Raw genomic sequence first — 16355 nt, 5'->3', positions numbered from 1 at the left:
ATTTAGTGAATTTAATTATTGGACTGACGTTACCATCTGCGTTCGTCCTAACCCGGGCATCATTCAAAACGCAGTTGTAGATCTAGCGCTTGAATATATTGTGCCTCATTGGTTAAATCTGCACTGAATATAGGTTTGTTCTCAAGCCAGCCTTCGGGAAAAGTTAAGCGAATGGTATTGTTTTTTACCTTGATTTCAATATTCGGCAGGATATCGTCTTGGCGTTTAATATTCAGTAGTACACCCAGACGTAAAATAGCAATTAATTTATAAACCTGCTCTGACGGTAGCAGTGTAAAGTCAGGAATATCTCCTGGACGGACTTTTTTACGATAATAGCGCACAAGTGTCGCCATCAAGGTTTGCTGTTCTTGATTGAACCCCGGTAAGTCTATGTTATGTAGTATATAGGCGGAATGGCGTTGTGTACCATGGGCATTAATTTGCAAACCTACTTCATGAAGCAAAGCAGACCAGCCTAGTAACCCTTTGAGCTCTTTATTGGCGATATTCCAGTCGTCTTTGCAGCTCTGGTAAATACCCATTGTAACGCTGTGCACACGTTGTGCTTGCTCAACATCTACATCATAACGGGTCGCAACGCTTTCGGCGGAGCGCTGACGCACATCTGGGCGAGTAAATTGCGTTTCCATTTCGTAAAGTACGCCCTCGCGCAAAGCGGCAGGGGAGAACACCATACTGTCGATGTTTAAACTCTTAAATATGGCGATTAGAATAGCTAAGCCAGCGGCAAATACGGGCTTACGATCTTCACTCATTTGACTAATTTGTAGTTTATCTAAAGAGCCTGCCTCACAACAAACTTTCATTAAGCGCGTCAGTTGTGTCAACGTGACTTTGCCTTCTGAGTCCTTAACACTTTCATTTTGCGCAATTTGAATAATATTGCGTATTGTGCCTGAGGTGCCTATGCAGGTTTTCCAGCCTGCACGTAAATAGGCTTTATTGATCATTTCTAGTTCTTGCTGGGCTGCAGTGATCGCACGATCGAATGACTTGCTCTTTAGCTCATCATTTTTAAAAAATATTTTGGTATAACTGACGCAACCCATTTGTAAACTGCGTAACATTTTGGGCTCAAATCCTTGACCGATAACAAACTCGGTCGAGCCACCGCCAATATCAACGACAAGACGTTGGCCATCATCATGATTGGTGTGCGCAACGCCTAAGTAGATTAAACGGGCCTCTTCAGCACCACCTATGACTTCTATAGGGTAGGGGAGTATGTCGCGAGCCGCTCGAATAAAAGCTTTTGCATTGTGGGCTTTGCGCAAAGTGTAGGTGGCAACAATACGTACATTTTCCGGTGGAAAATCTTGTAAGCTTTCTGCGACGACGTTTAAGGCATCAAGGCCTCTTTTTTGCGCTTCATCGTCAAGATAATAATCGCTGCTTAAGCCTTGAGCTAAGCGCACTTTTTGTTTCACTCTGTGCAGAATCTGAACCGATCCTGCGACTACGCGCGCAACGACCAAGTGAAAACTATTAGAACCAATATCTAATGCGGCAATTTTGCTGGTGTCTCTTACTTCCACACCATCAAATGGCGCATTATCATTGGGCATCTTTTTGCTTTTCCCGGTGTTTTATATATTCGTACGTTTCGATTTGTGAGCGCAGCTTTTTGCGGTTCCCACGGCGCACATATTTATTAGATTGTGTTTGATCTATGATACGAGCTTTTACCGTATCTTGAAATTGAATTTCGAGTATATCTAAAATCTGTTTAATCAACGATGGTTCATAAATTGGACAACCCACCTCGATACGAAAATCCATATTTCGGGTCATCCAGTCAGCAGATGAAATAAATACCCGTTTATCCCCAGCGTTTTCAAATACCATGACCCTCGGGTGCTCTAAGAAACGATCCACAATACTGATGACCGAGATATTTTCGCTTAAGCCTTTAACGCCAGGGATCAGCGAACACATTCCGCGTACTATTAAGCGCACCTTTACACCTGCTTGACTCGCTTTATATAGATCATCTATTAGTAAGTGGTCATCTAGGTTATTTAACTTCAACGTAATACCAGCGCTCAAGCCTTCCTTAACATTTTGAATTTCCTGACGGATCAGTAACTGAATTTTTGTTCGAGCATTGATCGGTGAAATTTGTAAATGTTGAAATTTATGTCGACGATAAGGCTGTTGAATAAAATTAAAGACGTATTCAGCTTCAAGGGCAAGTTCTTGATTACGAGTGAATAAACTGAAATCAGTATAAATTTTTGCCGTTTTCTCATTGAAGTTACCGGTGCCAAAATGAGCGTAGTTTACCAATTCGCCTTTTTCTTCGCGGCTAACCAAGCACAACTTACTGTGAATTTTTAGGGCATGCATACCAAAAACGACTTTAATGCCTGCATCGGTCATTGTTTTCGACCAGCTAATGTTAGCTTCTTCATCAAATCTTGCTCTTAGCTCGACGACAACGGTCACTTTTTTGCCGTTATCTACCGCATCGATAAGTGAATCGATAATTCGTGAATTTTTGGCGACTCGGTAAATGTTGAGCTTAATTTGTTTTACTTTGGGATCGAATGCCGCCTGACGAATAAATTCAGTCACGTGTAAAAAACGGTGGTACGGGTAGTAAAGTAGTATGTCTTTTTCAGTAATTGCATCAAATACGGTGTTGTGTGCGGCAAAGTCGCTGGAGGTAATTGGCGGCAACTTAGGGTTCTCAAGATAATCACGGCCTACGTTAGGGAAACCTATAAAGTCTTTAAAGTTACGATAGGTTCCACCTGCAATAAGGCTGTCGTAAGATGATATCTTTAAGCGTTTTTTTAGGTTGCGTATCATTTCGTTAGGCATCTGTTCGTCGTATACTACGCGCACTGGTTCAGCGATCAGGCGCTGCTTCATGCTTTCAGACATTTTCTCAACGTAGCTCTCTTCAATTTCATCGTTGATGGAATATTCAGAATCACGGGTCATTTTAAATGAATAGGCCTCGCCAGACTCAAAGTCGACGAAACCTTTAAAGATACTTTCAAGGTTCAAGCGAATAATGTCATCAAGCAGAATGATGTACTTTTTCTTACGGCTATTTTCAGGAGGAATAACCACAAAACGCGTCAGCGCGTTGGTGGGAACTTCTATTGTGGCGTATTGGGTGCTTTTTCCACTATTGTTAATGGCAACATATAAATAGGTAGCGGAATCATTCAGGCGAGAAACCAAATTCACTTTACTATGTAACAGTATCGGTGCGATGTGACGTAGCACCTTGTTCTTAAAATAATTTTTGAGCCAAGTGGTTTGATAATCCGTGAGCTTGTCACCTTCAATCAAAAATATGTTATAGCGAGCTAAGCGGGCAACAACATCTTCACGAACCTTCTCAAAGTCCTCGGTCATTCCCAATACTTTTTCTTGAATTTGCTCCATAAGAAGCTTAGTTTGCTCGGCTTTCTCTTCGTCATCTTCATCTAGATGAATATATATTTTACGTTTTACATCGGCCACCCGCACTCGATAGAACTCATCCATATTACTTGAATAGATGCCTAAAAATCGTATCCTCTCTACGATGGGGTTTTTTCGATCCGCAGCTTCTTGAAGTACCCGTTGGTTAAACGCCAGCCAACTGATTTCGCGAGAAAAGTAAATATTTGGTTGAGAAGTCATTGTGTCTTAACATCAAAATAAGAAAAATTTGAGCGGTATAGTGTCAATTCTGTATGACGAATTTATGACAAAATGCCGCAATACAAGTCATATCAGGCCGTAGTAGAGATATCGACCATTAAATCGTTAGCAATTGATTCAAGTGCCCGGCGAAGCTCATCTAAGTCGAATCCGTTTTCTAAGGCGACTATGGCTTTAGCTTTAAATAGCATGCCACCCCAATTTGGAGCACTACCGCAAGTAGAATCAAACTTAACAATATTTAAGCTGAAGCGATTTAATATACTGGTTAATTCTTGTACGATGCCAGGTTTGTCGTTACCCATGATTTCGATCTGTACTGTATGAGTTTGAACAGGATTTTCATTGGCACCTTCCACTAAATTTATGGACAGGTCTGGATGCGAAGAAAACTGCTCTATTAAAGCGTCCTGTTTATCTGCAGGTAATTGAATTTCGACAAAACCAGCAAAGTGACCTGCCATATATGACAGATTACTACCAAGCCAATTACCACCCAATTTGAACACAGATTGAGCGAGTGAGTCGACTAGACCTCTTTTATCTTTGCCGACTAGCGTAAAAATCATTGGTTTCATATTCGTGAACCTCGCGTTAAAGTTAAGGACTAAGATATGACCTTGAGCATAGCTTAGCATGGCGCTATTTGTTTGCAATTTTTCCTTAATAATCAATTGATAATATTAATTGATTATTCAATTTGCAATGTATATTGAGAGGGGAATATGACAGTTTAATGTGTCATTAAATATGCTCTATTATTACTGTATGTTGTAAAACTGAGACGAAAAGCACGTCACTGTCATGTTACTGTCATTTTTCTTGATGTATCATGCGCGACGATTAAATTCGAACTGTTGTATTCAAACCATAGAGATACCTAACGTATGCCAACAAACACATTTCTTGGGGTTTTTGCCAAATCACCTTTGAAACCACTCGAAAATCATATCAAAGTGGTGAATAAATGTAGCCTAGGTTTGCTACCTTTTTTTAATACTGTTTTCACAGGAGATTGGGAGAAAGCAGCCTTATTTCAACGAGAAATCTCTAATTTGGAAAAACAAGCAGATGTTCTTAAGCGCGAGCTTAGAATCAGCTTACCTCGTGGTATTTTTATGCCCATACAGCGTCAAGACGTACTTGATCTGTTAACCCAACAAGACAAAATTGCCAATAAAGCCAAAGATATCTCTGGCCGTGTATTGGGTCGCAAGTTGAATATTCCAGTAGAAATTCGCGATAGCTTCATGGTGTACCTAGAGCGTTGTTTAGATGCAACCAAACAGGCCACTCGTGTTATCAACGAATTAGACGATTTGTTGGAAACAGGCTTTCGCGGTCGTGAAGTTCGTTTAGTGGAAGATATGATCGTAGATTTGGACAAAATCGAAGATGATACTGACGTAATGCAAGTTTCATTGCGCCGAGAATTACTACATTTAGAGTCACAGCTTAATCCTGTGGACGTGATGTTTTTATACAGCATCATCGAATGGGTTGGGGAGTTGGCCGATATTTCAGAACGCGTCGGCTCGCGACTCGAACTCATGTTAGCCAATTAAGAGACAGTATTAATGGATATTTTACAAACATATGGCTTCGCGCTTATCGTGGTAGCTGCTTCCGTTGGTTTCCTCATGGCATGGGGCATCGGCGCAAACGACGTTGCCAACGCAATGGGTACGTCAGTTGGGTCAAAGGCCCTAACGATTAAACAAGCTATTTTGATTGCTATGGTGTTTGAATTTGCTGGCGCATATTTAGCTGGCGGTGAAGTAACATCAACCATTCGTAAAGGGATATTGGACTCATCCTACTTTGTCGACAGCCCTGAACTTCTGGTTTACGGGATGATATCGGCACTTCTTGCTGCTGGTATATGGTTGGCATTTGCGTCCTATCTAGGTTGGCCTGTGTCTACTACGCATTCAATTGTAGGCGCCTTAGTCGGTTTCGCTGCTGTGGGCGTTAGTGCTGATGCTGTTGCTTGGAGCAAGGTGGGCGGCATTGTAGGTAGCTGGGTTATTACGCCAGCTATATCTGGTTTTATTGCCTATTTGATTTTTCAAAGTGCTCAGAAACTCATTTTTGATACCGAAAAGCCGTTTAAAAAAGCCCAACGCTATGTGCCTTTCTATATGGCCGCTGCGGGTTTTGTGATGGCCCTTGTGACCATTAAAAAAGGCCTTTCGCATGTTGGTTTTGATGTAGGTACGGCAAATGGCTTTTATATTGCTATCTCTATCGCTATTTTGGTTGGGGTGATCGGTAAGTTTGCGATTAACCGCATTAAATACGATGAAAAAGCAGACAAAAGTACACATTTTGCTAGCGTAGAAAAAATATTCGCTATTCTGATGATAGTTACAGCCTGCTGTATGGCGTTTGCTCATGGGTCAAACGATGTGGCGAATGCTATCGGACCGTTGGCTGCTGTAGTGAGTATTATTCAAAACGACGGTGAGATAACAAAGCAATCTGGTTTAGTTTGGTGGATATTACCGCTAGGTGGTTTAGGCATTGTTGCAGGTTTGGCCTTGTTCGGTCACCGCGTTATCAAAACAATAGGTAACGGTATTACCCACCTGACCCCTAGCCGTGGTTTTGCTGCTGAACTAGCTGCCGCATGTACGGTGGTTATCGCTTCTGGGACTGGTTTACCCATCTCTACCACGCAAACTTTAGTTGGCGCGGTATTAGGTGTTGGTATGGCCCGGGGCATAGCGGCAATCAATTTAGGTGTCGTGCGCAATATCGTTGTTTCTTGGGTGGTGACTTTGCCTGCTGGTGCAGGTTTGTCGATACTATTCTTCTTTGTATTAAAAGGTGTTTTCGCCCCCTAGGTAAAAACTAAGGTGGTATATCACCAGTACAACAGAGCTTTCATACTTAGATGCTTTTTTACTAAGTAAGGGGCTCTGTTTTTTTTTGCCTGAAATGCGCATAAACAAATTTATTGAATATTAGCGACTGTCATATAACCGTTATAAAACTGTCATATTATGTGCAGCTAATGTAAGTAGATTAATTAAGTAGTTGAATGAGACCGAGCGTAATTCCGTTAATTTCTTTTTGTTTGTGGGCTGCAATTAGCGCCCCAGTGGCGGCAATGCGCGATTATATTGATGTTGTGGGTTCGTCCACTGTTTATGCGTTTTCGACTGTTGTTGCAGAGCGTTTTGGCAAGATATCCGAATTTAGAACACCTAAAATTGAATCAACGGGGTCCGGCGGCGGATTAAAGCTTTTTTGTCAGGGCGTAGGTATGAAGTTTCCAGATGTCGCTAACTCTTCTCGTCGAATAAAGGCGTCTGAAGTTGAGCTGTGCCGACGCAATGGTGTGCAAGACATCATTGAAATTCTTATCGGTTTTGATGGCATTGTATTAGCCCAGAGTAAATTAGGATCAGAGATCCGTTTAACGCGTCGTGAGTTGTTTTTGGCGCTAGCCAAGAACGTTCCTAATCCTGATGGCAGCGAAAATACTATCGATAATCCCTACCATACTTGGCGTGATATTAACTCAACTTTGCCAAATATTAAGATTGAAGTGCTTGGGCCGCCGCCAACATCGGGCACCCGTGATGCATTTTCCGATTTAGTTCTTGATTATGGTTGCCACACATTTACGTGGTTGGCCGAGTTAACAGAGCAATCAAGAGAAGCACGTGAGAAACATAATTTTCAGCTTGCTGGAGAGTTAAAACGCAAGCAGCGTCGTTTATGTAGGATGTTGCGTGAAGACGGCGCGTATATCGATTCTGGTGAAAACGATAATTTGGTGGTGCAAAAGTTAAACGCCAATCCCGATGCGCTTGGTTTACTCGGCTTTAGCTTTCTTGACCAAAACAGCGATCGTATAAGAGGGGCAAGAATTGATGGATTCGAACCCACTTTTAGCTCTATTGCTAGCGGTAATTATCCTATTTCTAGGCCTTTATATATTTATATTAAAAAGGCGCATATCGGCATGATCCCTGGAATTGAAGCTTTTATAAGTGAATTTATTAGCGAACGAGCGGCGGGAGAGAACGGATATTTATCGCGCAAAGGTATGATACCGCTATCGCGAGCAGAGCGAGAAGACATTGCACAACGCGTTAAAATGCTGCGGGGCAAAGCACAAAAATGAACAATAATCGTAGACAGGAACACAGACATCCAAAAGCAGTTTTACTCGGTATGTTAAGTATTGTGGCTAAAAAGGCAATGAATTGAAGTCTATGGAAACCCCGACGCTCATCATTATCACGCTGTTGTGTGCAGCCGGTGCGTACATTCTTGGACGTAATCGCGCCTCAAATATTGCGTACCGAGCGGGTAAAGAAAACGTCTTGCATTCGTTACCTTATTATTATGGTGTATTAAGTGCCCTGTGGTGCGCGCTGCCTTGTCTGTTCATTGTGCTTGGCTGGAATTTACTCGATGATTACGTGGTGCATACCGCGATTGTGAAACTATTGCCTGGGTCTGTTCAGGCTCTACCAGATAGTGAAATTGAGTTGATGGTCAATAACGTCATCAATAACGCCCTATATCCAAATGCATTAATCAGCAGCACCCCCCCAGATTATCTGTTACAAGCGGGGCAAAATTACCTGCGCTGGCAACAACTGAGTCAGTTGAGTTTAACGGTAGTGGTGCTAATTAGTTTAGGGCTTGCACTTTCATTAGGTTGGCTATGGATTAAGCCAAAAGTTCATGCTCGCCAGCAGGTAGAGCGGGTGTTTCAGTGGTTCTTGTTATTTTGTGCAAGTATCGCAGTTGTTACGACTATCGGCATCGTACTGTCGGTGTTGTTTGAATCGCTGCGTTTCTTCCAGTCGGTGAATCTTTTTGATTTTATATTTGGTACCCATTGGAGTCCGCAAACAGCATTGCGAATCGATCAAGTGGGGGCGTCTGGCGCGTTTGGGGCAGTACCGTTATTTTTAGGTACCATGCTCATTTCTTTTATCGCCATGTTGGTGGCGGTGCCTGCGGGCTTAATGTCAGCAATTTATTTGTCTGAATATGCCTCGCCTAGGTTTCGCGCAACAGTCAAACCTATATTAGAAATCTTAGCGGGTATTCCTTCCGTGGTATACGGTTTTTTTGCGGCCTTAACGGTAGCGCCATTTATTCATGATGCTGGTGGCTTACTGGGCTTAGATGTGTCTTCTGAAAGTGCGTTAGCAGCAGGCTTAGTGATGGGCGTGATGATTATTCCGTATGTTTCATCACTATCTGACGATGTGATAAAAGCGGTGCCTCAGTCATTGCGAGATGGCTCTTTGGGGTTAGGGGCAACTCAGTCAGAAACGATTAAGTTAGTGGTGATCCCCGCTGCGCTGCCGGGTATTGTCAGCGGCATACTATTAGCCGCATCACGGGCGATAGGTGAAACAATGATAGTGGTGATGGCCGCTGGATTAGCGGCCCATTTAACCGCAAACCCGCTGGAATCGGTGACCACCATTACCGTGCAGATAGTTACTTTGCTGGTGGGAGATCAAGAATTCGATAGTCCTAAAACCCTATCGGCATTTGCATTGGGTTTAATGTTATTTACCGTCACGCTATTACTTAACTATGTAGCCTTGTATGTCGTGCGCCACTATCGCGAAGAGTATGAGTAAGCCAATGACAAAAGCGACAACAAAGGTATCAGTAGGCAAAAACCTAAAAACTATTGTTTTGGTGCAACGTAATTTAGCAAAACGCAAGCGTGCCGAGTGGCGCTTTCGAGCTTACGGAGTGAGCGCTATATTGTTTGGCCTTGCTTGTTTGTTGATTTTATTTAGCGATATTATTGGCAAAGGACATGGTGCATTCTTGCAAACGCAAATTTACCTGGAAGTGACTTTCGACAGTCAACGATTAAATATCGATGATCCTACTAGTGACGCCCAGGTTAGACGAGCTAATTACGATAATGTGATAGCGCAAGCCTTGAGCGTGCAGCTTGAAACGGATAATAAAGCGACAGCAAATAAAGCAGGTTCGCCCATCACATTATCAGCCATAGAAAAGCGACAGCTTTTAAATCTTATCAGTAGTGGTGCTGTATACACCATTAGACAAAGCTTGAGTGATAATCCCCGTTTACTTAATCAAACTGTCGGTTTGTGGTTGATAGCTGATGATGACGTAGACAATTATGTAAAGAATATTGGGCATGATGGTAAAGGCTTTAGTAGTCGACTGAACAATCAGCAGCAAGAGTGGGTGAATAACTGGATTGCCAAAGATCAGGTGCGTCAAGTGTTCAACGCTACTTTTTTCACTTCCGGCGATTCACGGGAGCCAGAACAAGCTGGGATCCGTAGTGCACTGGTAGGTTCCTTGTATATGTTACTGGTTACAATTGGGTTAACGTTTCCTATCGGTATAGCTGCCGCGGTGTACTTAGAAGAGTATGCCGCTAAAAACCGCGTAACAGATTTTATAGAAGTGAATATTAATAACCTTGCAGCGGTACCATCGATAATTTTCGGTTTACTGGGTTTGGCAATTTTTATCGGCTTTTTTAATATGCCTCGTTCTGTGCCTTTAATGGGAGGGCTAGTATTGACCTTAATGACACTGCCTACCATTATCATTTCTAGTCGTGCTGCCATTAAAGCCGTGCCGCCCTCCATACGCGACGCTGCCTACGGATTAGGCGCTTCGAAGATGCAGGTAGTGTTACACCATGTGATACCGCTAGCAATGCCGGGCATGTTGACAGGGGCTATTATTGGTTTTGCATTGGCGCTTGGTGAGACAGCGCCATTATTAATGATTGGGATGGTAGCGTTTATCGTGGATGTTCCAAATGGTTTAATGGACCCTTCAAGCGCGTTGCCGGTGCAAATTTTTCTGTGGGCTGACAGTCCGGAACGTGCATTCATTGAGCGTTCATCTGCTGCGATCATGGTGTTATTAACATTTTTAATCACAATGAATGGACTAGCGGTGTGGTTGCGTCATCGTCTTGGTCGCAGCTATCAATAATAGGAACAAGCAGTGAATTCAAACTCAGGTTACAACGGTTTATTCGATCCGATGCTAGAACAAGGGCGAAAACTTGATTTTGCTCAACAAGGCTTGAATAACAAGACTGTAGGCAATCCGTTCTCAGACAAAGCCAAAATGTCGGTGCGTAATTTAAATGTGTATTACGACAATAAGCAGGCCATTCATGACGTTAGTTTAGATATTAATCGCAACGAGGTGATGGCAATGATCGGTCCTTCAGGTTGTGGTAAATCGACCTTTTTACGTTGTTTAAATCGAATGAACGATACGGTAGATAACTGTAAGGTTGAAGGTGAAGTGACGCTTGACGAACATAATATTTATGCTCGTAAACAAGACGTAGTACCTCTTCGCGCCCGAGTGGGGATAGTGTTTCAAAAACCGAACCCTTTCCCTAAGTCGATATACGAAAATGTTGCCTATGGGCCCAAAGTGCATGGTTTGGTATCGCGTCGTGCTCAACTGGATGAAATTGTTGAAGACAGTTTACGCAAAGCGAGTTTGTGGGATGAAGTAAAAGATCGCTTGTTTTCTCCCGGCACGGGGTTATCAGGTGGTCAGCAGCAACGGCTGTGTATCGCTCGAACTATCGCCGTTAGCCCAGAGGTGATCCTGATGGACGAACCCTGTTCGGCATTGGACCCGATAGCGACCGCTAGAATCGAAGAATTAATGGCAGAGCTAAGCCAAAACTTCACTATCGCGATTGTCACCCATTCGATGCAGCAAGCTGCTAGGGTGTCTAATCGCACGGCATATTTCCATATGGGACGTTTAATAGAAGTGAACGATACGCGTCGTGTATTTACGAATCCAGAGCATGAGCTAACAGAAGCCTACATTACCGGACGATTTGGCTAAACCAAGGGGAACAATATGGAACGACATATTTCTCAACGCTTCGACTCTGATTTAGAAGCGCTGAAAAGCCAAGTCCTAGAAATGGGTGGCGTGGTAGAGCAACAGATTATTGATTCGGTGAAAGCCATCGAATCGGTCAACCGTACGTTAGCCGAACATGTACTGAGTGTTGAAGATGACGTGGACCGTCGTGAAGTCTTGCTTGATGAAAACTGCACCATGATCTTAGCATGCCGTCAGCCAGCTGCATCAGATTTACGCATGGTTTTGTCGGTCACTAAGATGACGCGTGATCTTGAAAGAATGGGCGACGAAGCGCAAAAAATAGCGCAAATGGCCATTGCTTTAAGTGATGACGGCGCCGCGCCTGGAGGATACCAATCGATCCGCCATATGGGGGCTTTGGTACAAAAAATGGTGAACTCGGTACTCGATGCGTTTGCCAGATTCGATGCCGATAAAGCGTTAGATGTAGCGCGCGCCGATACACAAGTCGATAGAGAATACCAAACGGCGATGCGTGAAATCGTGACCTATATGATGGAAGACCCGCGCTCGATTGGTCGAGTGATGAATATAATATGGGCACTACGTTCGATTGAGCGGATCGGCGATCATGCGCGTAATATTGCAGAGCATATAATTTATTTGGTCAAAGGTTATGATGTTCGCCATACCAGTGTTCATGAGATTGAAAAGAGGCTAAATAAGTCTTAAATCATAAATTTCAACTGGATTGCATACCTAAACAAGGCAATCCAGTTGTTCAAGCCTACTTCTAAATTTATTTCACTGAAGTAATCTTCGATACCCCTAGTAATTATTCATAAACTCTTCATAAAACTGTCATTTTGTCATGTTTTTGTAATAAAATTGTCATACATTGCGCGCAATTAATTTGAATGCTTCATATACTACAACTGCGATTAATCAACGCAGGTTTATTGAGTATTGTTAAAACCAAATACGCCGGAATACCCCTGCAGATGATTTCCGTTAAGGACATATCGCGAGCGGGATAAAATGAGACGCTCTTTTACTCTCAGAAGAATTTTGCGGTCGTACAATAGGAATTCGTTTTCGTATGAATATTAAAAACCACCTAGTTGCCTGTAGTGCGTTGATTACAATTTTACCTGTCAATGCCATCGCAGCGACAAATACGAGTGAAGAGTTAGCCACACTTATCGAGCGGATTAATAAACTAGAACAAGAAGTGCTCTCGTTACGCAGTGAATTAAGTTCAGTCGAACTTGAACAGAAAGATCAGACTAAGCGTGTTGTCCTCATTGAAGATGCGGCAGAAGCAGATAGTCCCATCGCGATAAATTGGAAAGGTGCACCTGAAATAAAAGGTGAAGGAGGATGGAGTGTCAAACCCCGGGGTCGCGTACTCTATGATTTCGCTTATCTTTCGTCGGTTCCTTCAACCATTGATATTCCCGGTGAAGGATTTACAAGTGAAGCGAGACGGCTTCGGTTCGGCATAGAAGGCACTATTCCTGGCGGTTTTGGTTACAAACTTATAGCTGATTATCTTGACGGTGTGTCGCTGACTGACGCTTATATTAGTTATAAAGATGGCCCTCTGAATATTATCGTTGGCCAGCACAATACCTTTCAGGGGCTTGAAGAGCTTTCTAGTAGTAACGATACCAGCTTTATAGAACGTTCGGCATTTACTGATGCTTTTGGATTTGAGCGCAGGGTCGGTCTTTCCGCAGCATATAATGTGGGTGATTTTTTGCTAGAAGGCGGTGTATTTACAGATAATATCGATGATTTAGATGATGGAAATAATTCCTTTAGTGTCGATGGTCGAGTCACATACACTAAATTTGTAAATGAGGCACAAATACACCTTGGTAGTTCTGTACATGCACGTGATTTGGGAGAAGAAATTGATAGTGTAGGCTATAGCAAACGTCCGTTGGTGCACAGTGTTGATACACGTTTCATCAATACAGACCAAATATCAGGTGCCCAAGACGAGTTGAGTTATGGTCTTGAGGCCGCCGTAATTGCAGGCCGTTTTCATATTGCAGCCGAAACCTACTGGGCCAAAGTCAATCGTACAGAACTTGCTAATCCTACGTTTTTTGGGGGATCGATTGAAGCAGGCTACTTCTTAACCCAAGATAAACGTGAATATAAAGAAGGTGTATTCAAGGGCATCAAAGTAAACAATCCAATTGGCAATGGCGGAACAGGGGCTTGGCAAGTTAACTTTCGTTTCGATCGCCTCGATTTGGTGGATGCGGGCATTGTGGGTGGAGAGCAGGATGCTTATATGGCATCACTTATTTGGACGCCAGTGGATGAAGTCCGCTTTTTACTAAATTATGGACATCTTTCTTACAGCAACGTCTTAGAAATTGTTGAAGGCGCGCCAAATGACTTCTCGGTAAATGTGATAGGTGCTCGAACACAGATCGGTTTTTGAGGCTGCCAGAAAGACATTCTGGTTTTAGAATCCTTTGTTTAGGCTGGGAGTGAAAGTTTCTTTGCACACTCAGCCTCACTTATCGCTTACATTTTTGGGCTTTCGAAGGATAAAATTCTGCAAGCAACATCTGAGTATTTGATTTAAACTTATTATATCAATCGTTTTTATTAATGAGTTTCTATGAAATGGCCCAACCTTAAACACCTTCATTATCTTGTTACATTGCATCAAGAGCAGCACTTCCACCGTGCGGCAAACCATTGTCATGTTAGTCAATCGACACTTAGCACTGCTATTCAAAACTTAGAAGAACAGTTTGGTTGTCAGTTGCTTGAACGGGAGCATAAAACGTTTGTTTTTACCCCGTTTGGCTTAGAGCTAGTAGAGCGCAGTCGGCGTTTGTTAAATGAAGCGAATGAATTGGTCGATTTCGCCCAGACTGCTGGCGATTGGCAAGCGGGAAATCTAAAAATTGGTGTCATCCCCACTATTGCGCCATTCTTTTTTGAAGGCTTGATTGGCGTCGTTAAAGAAAATCTTCCCGATATTACCCTGCAGCTACAAGAAGACACCACGACCAATCTATTGAGCCAATTAAATGAAGGGATTTTGGACTTGTTAGTATTGGCATTGCCTATGGAAACCCCAGGTTGTAAACAGCTGGTGTTAGGTCATGACCCATTTCACCTAATTGCGCACTCTGATTTAGTCGAGACATTACCCATGCCCATGGATGTGTCAGGGTTACCGGCGAAAAGTGTGTTCTTACTACAGCAAGAACACTGCATGACTGGCCACGCTGTGAGCGCTTGCAACTTACGCCACAAAGAGCAAGTTAATTCGCTGGCTGCTAGCAGTTTGTATACCTTGGTGCAGTTGGCCAACAGTAAACTGGGTTTTACCTTTATGCCTGAACTGGCGATTAAAAATCATATTTTGACTACCACCAAACTCGTTTCTATGCCTGCTGAAGACGGTGCTTATCGCGAAATTGGCTTAGTATGGCGTAACGCTACCACGCGAGTCCGTTTATTCAGATATCTTGCAGAATTACTCGCTCCGTTAACACCTGTTCCTACCTTGAAAAAATAAAAGTCAGCTATTTCAAACTTTTTTAACCCAGTCTGCGACTTTACTTATGGTCAACACAAAAGGGAATCAAATGGGTGTTTGAGAAAAGCGACGAACAGCTAATAGAAAAAGCACAAAAAGGCCATAAGAAAGCCTGGTTGAGCTTGCTCAAACGCTATGAAAAGCCGGTTTATCATTATGGATTGCGAATGACTGGCAATAACGCGGATGCGCTGGATCTTATGCAAGAAGTGTTTATCTCGGTATTTCGAAATCTATCCTCATACCGAGGTGAAGGCAGTTTCAAAGGATGGCTTTTTCGCATCGCCCATTATCGCTGTATAGAGTTTTATCGACGTAAGCGGCCTACACAAGGGCTAGACGATGCGCCTGAAATTCCATGTGATGCTACGCCCGCTGAGCAGCTTATTGAGTGCTCCCAGCGCAATACCCTGTTGATCAAAGCGATGCAGCAACTACCATTGGCTCAAAAGTCCGTGGTTGAGCTTAAATTTTTTGGTCACTTTACCTTCGACGAAATAGCCCAACAAACCGGTATGTCAGTTAATACCGCTAAGTCGAGATTGTATGGTGCGTTAACCAAATTGAAAACCCTAATGGAGGTGGATTATGTCGAGCTTTGACAACGCCGAATTACTGGCTTTATGGCTAGAAGGCAAACTGACCCCAAAACAACGGGACGAGTTTGAACAACACTGTATCCAAGATAGTCAATTTGCTGAGCAAGTGGAAACGGCCGCTATGGTTAAAATAGGTGCTGAGGATTATCCCTCTTTTGAGGTCCCACAGTGGAATAAAGCTGCAACCTTTGAGCCCCAACAAGCCCGTAATAGTTGGTCGTGGTTATCCGGCGTATCATTTATAACGTCGGCGCTGGCCATCGTGCTGGTGTTAACGGGTACACAAGTGACTACATCTGATGGGGAGTTACGTATTCGCTTCGGTTCTGGACCGTCAGAACAGGCATTAGCGAAATTGGTAGATAGCAAATTAGATGCGTTTAAGCAAAATCAGCAAGACGCGTTCAGCTTGTATGCGCAAACGTTACAGCAACAGCAGTTAGAAAGCGCAAGCCAATTGACGAATTATTTGTTGAGTTCAAGTCGCAAGGAGCGCCGCGAAGACTTTGCCGAACTGATTAAATTTGTTAATCAGCAGCGCAGCGACGATCAGCTTTTTTATGCACGCCAACTCAATCAATTACAACAAGACGTTTATCATGATGCGACTGGCGTCGCATTAGAAAGTATTCAACAGTAGAGGTAGCCCT

14 protein-coding genes are annotated in these 16355 nt (G+C 43.1%); 11 read left to right on the top strand and 3 right to left on the bottom strand.

The window, feature by feature from the left end; all coding sequences use genetic code 11:
• Positions 1 to 59 precede the first annotated feature (59 nt).
• The 3 genes from ppx to GQR89_RS16140 all read right to left on the bottom strand — a co-directional run bounded on the left by ppx (position 60) and on the right by GQR89_RS16140 (position 4262).
• Positions 60 to 1589 carry an exopolyphosphatase gene (gene ppx, locus GQR89_RS16150; protein WP_158770990.1) on the bottom strand — a complete coding sequence of 510 codons (1530 nt, stop codon included), beginning with the start codon at positions 1587 to 1589 and terminating at the stop codon, positions 60 to 62.
• Positions 1579 to 3663: a polyphosphate kinase 1 gene (ppk1, locus tag GQR89_RS16145; RefSeq protein WP_158770989.1), complete on the bottom strand. Its 2085-nt coding sequence runs from the start codon at positions 3661 to 3663 to the stop codon at positions 1579 to 1581. Before ppk1 ends, ppx begins: the two co-directional genes overlap by 11 nt.
• 92 nt (positions 3664 to 3755) lie before the next feature.
• Positions 3756 to 4262 carry a glycine cleavage system protein R gene (locus tag GQR89_RS16140; RefSeq protein WP_158770988.1) on the bottom strand — a complete coding sequence of 169 codons (507 nt, stop codon included), beginning with the start codon at positions 4260 to 4262 and terminating at the stop codon, positions 3756 to 3758.
• A gap of 309 nt (positions 4263 to 4571) precedes the next feature.
• Here GQR89_RS16140 and GQR89_RS16135 point away from each other — a divergent pair, with 309 nt between their 5' ends.
• The 11 genes from GQR89_RS16135 to GQR89_RS16085 all read left to right on the top strand — a co-directional run bounded on the left by GQR89_RS16135 (position 4572) and on the right by GQR89_RS16085 (position 16345).
• Entirely contained in the window at positions 4572 to 5249 is a 678-nt protein-coding gene (locus tag GQR89_RS16135) for a TIGR00153 family protein (RefSeq protein WP_158770987.1), read from the top strand.
• A gap of 12 nt (positions 5250 to 5261) precedes the next feature.
• A complete protein-coding gene (locus GQR89_RS16130; RefSeq protein ID WP_158770986.1) occupies positions 5262 to 6530 on the top strand; it encodes an inorganic phosphate transporter in 1269 nt (422 codons plus the stop codon).
• Between the two features lie 197 nt (positions 6531 to 6727).
• On the top strand, positions 6728 to 7819 hold the full coding sequence (locus GQR89_RS16125) for a substrate-binding domain-containing protein (RefSeq protein ID WP_158770985.1): 1092 nt from the start codon (positions 6728 to 6730) through the stop codon (positions 7817 to 7819).
• Positions 7820 to 7910: 91 nt separating this feature from the next.
• Positions 7911 to 9305 (top strand): phosphate ABC transporter permease subunit PstC, encoded by a 1395-nt coding sequence (gene pstC, locus GQR89_RS16120; protein WP_158772297.1) that lies wholly within the window; start codon positions 7911 to 7913, stop codon positions 9303 to 9305.
• A 4-nt stretch (positions 9306 to 9309) separates the two neighbouring features.
• Positions 9310 to 10662: a phosphate ABC transporter permease PstA gene (pstA, locus tag GQR89_RS16115; protein WP_158770984.1), complete on the top strand. Its 1353-nt coding sequence runs from the start codon at positions 9310 to 9312 to the stop codon at positions 10660 to 10662.
• Positions 10663 to 10674: 12 nt separating this feature from the next.
• Positions 10675 to 11547, top strand: coding sequence for a phosphate ABC transporter ATP-binding protein PstB (gene pstB / locus GQR89_RS16110; RefSeq protein ID WP_158770983.1), 873 nt, complete (start codon positions 10675 to 10677; stop codon positions 11545 to 11547).
• 15 nt (positions 11548 to 11562) lie between these two features.
• On the top strand, positions 11563 to 12264 hold the full coding sequence (phoU, locus tag GQR89_RS16105) for a phosphate signaling complex protein PhoU (protein ID WP_158770982.1): 702 nt from the start codon (positions 11563 to 11565) through the stop codon (positions 12262 to 12264).
• Positions 12265 to 12631: 367 nt separating this feature from the next.
• On the top strand, positions 12632 to 13990 hold the full coding sequence (locus GQR89_RS16100) for an OprO/OprP family phosphate-selective porin (RefSeq protein ID WP_158770981.1): 1359 nt from the start codon (positions 12632 to 12634) through the stop codon (positions 13988 to 13990).
• A gap of 183 nt (positions 13991 to 14173) precedes the next feature.
• Positions 14174 to 15085 (top strand): hydrogen peroxide-inducible genes activator, encoded by a 912-nt coding sequence (locus tag GQR89_RS16095; RefSeq protein WP_158770980.1) that lies wholly within the window; start codon positions 14174 to 14176, stop codon positions 15083 to 15085.
• A 74-nt stretch (positions 15086 to 15159) separates the two neighbouring features.
• Positions 15160 to 15708: an RNA polymerase sigma factor gene (locus GQR89_RS16090; RefSeq protein ID WP_158770979.1), complete on the top strand. Its 549-nt coding sequence runs from the start codon at positions 15160 to 15162 to the stop codon at positions 15706 to 15708.
• On the top strand, positions 15695 to 16345 hold the full coding sequence (locus GQR89_RS16085) for a hypothetical protein (RefSeq protein WP_158770978.1): 651 nt from the start codon (positions 15695 to 15697) through the stop codon (positions 16343 to 16345). The genes GQR89_RS16090 and GQR89_RS16085 overlap by 14 nt, the downstream gene beginning before the upstream one ends.
• Positions 16346 to 16355: the final 10 nt, after the last annotated feature.

Origin of the sequence: Paraglaciecola sp. L1A13, from assembly GCF_009796745.1 — a bacterium.
Lineage (GTDB): Bacteria > Pseudomonadota > Gammaproteobacteria > Enterobacterales > Alteromonadaceae > Paraglaciecola.
Note: the sequence above shows the minus strand (reverse complement) of the source record. Positions and strands in the feature narration are given on the sequence as shown.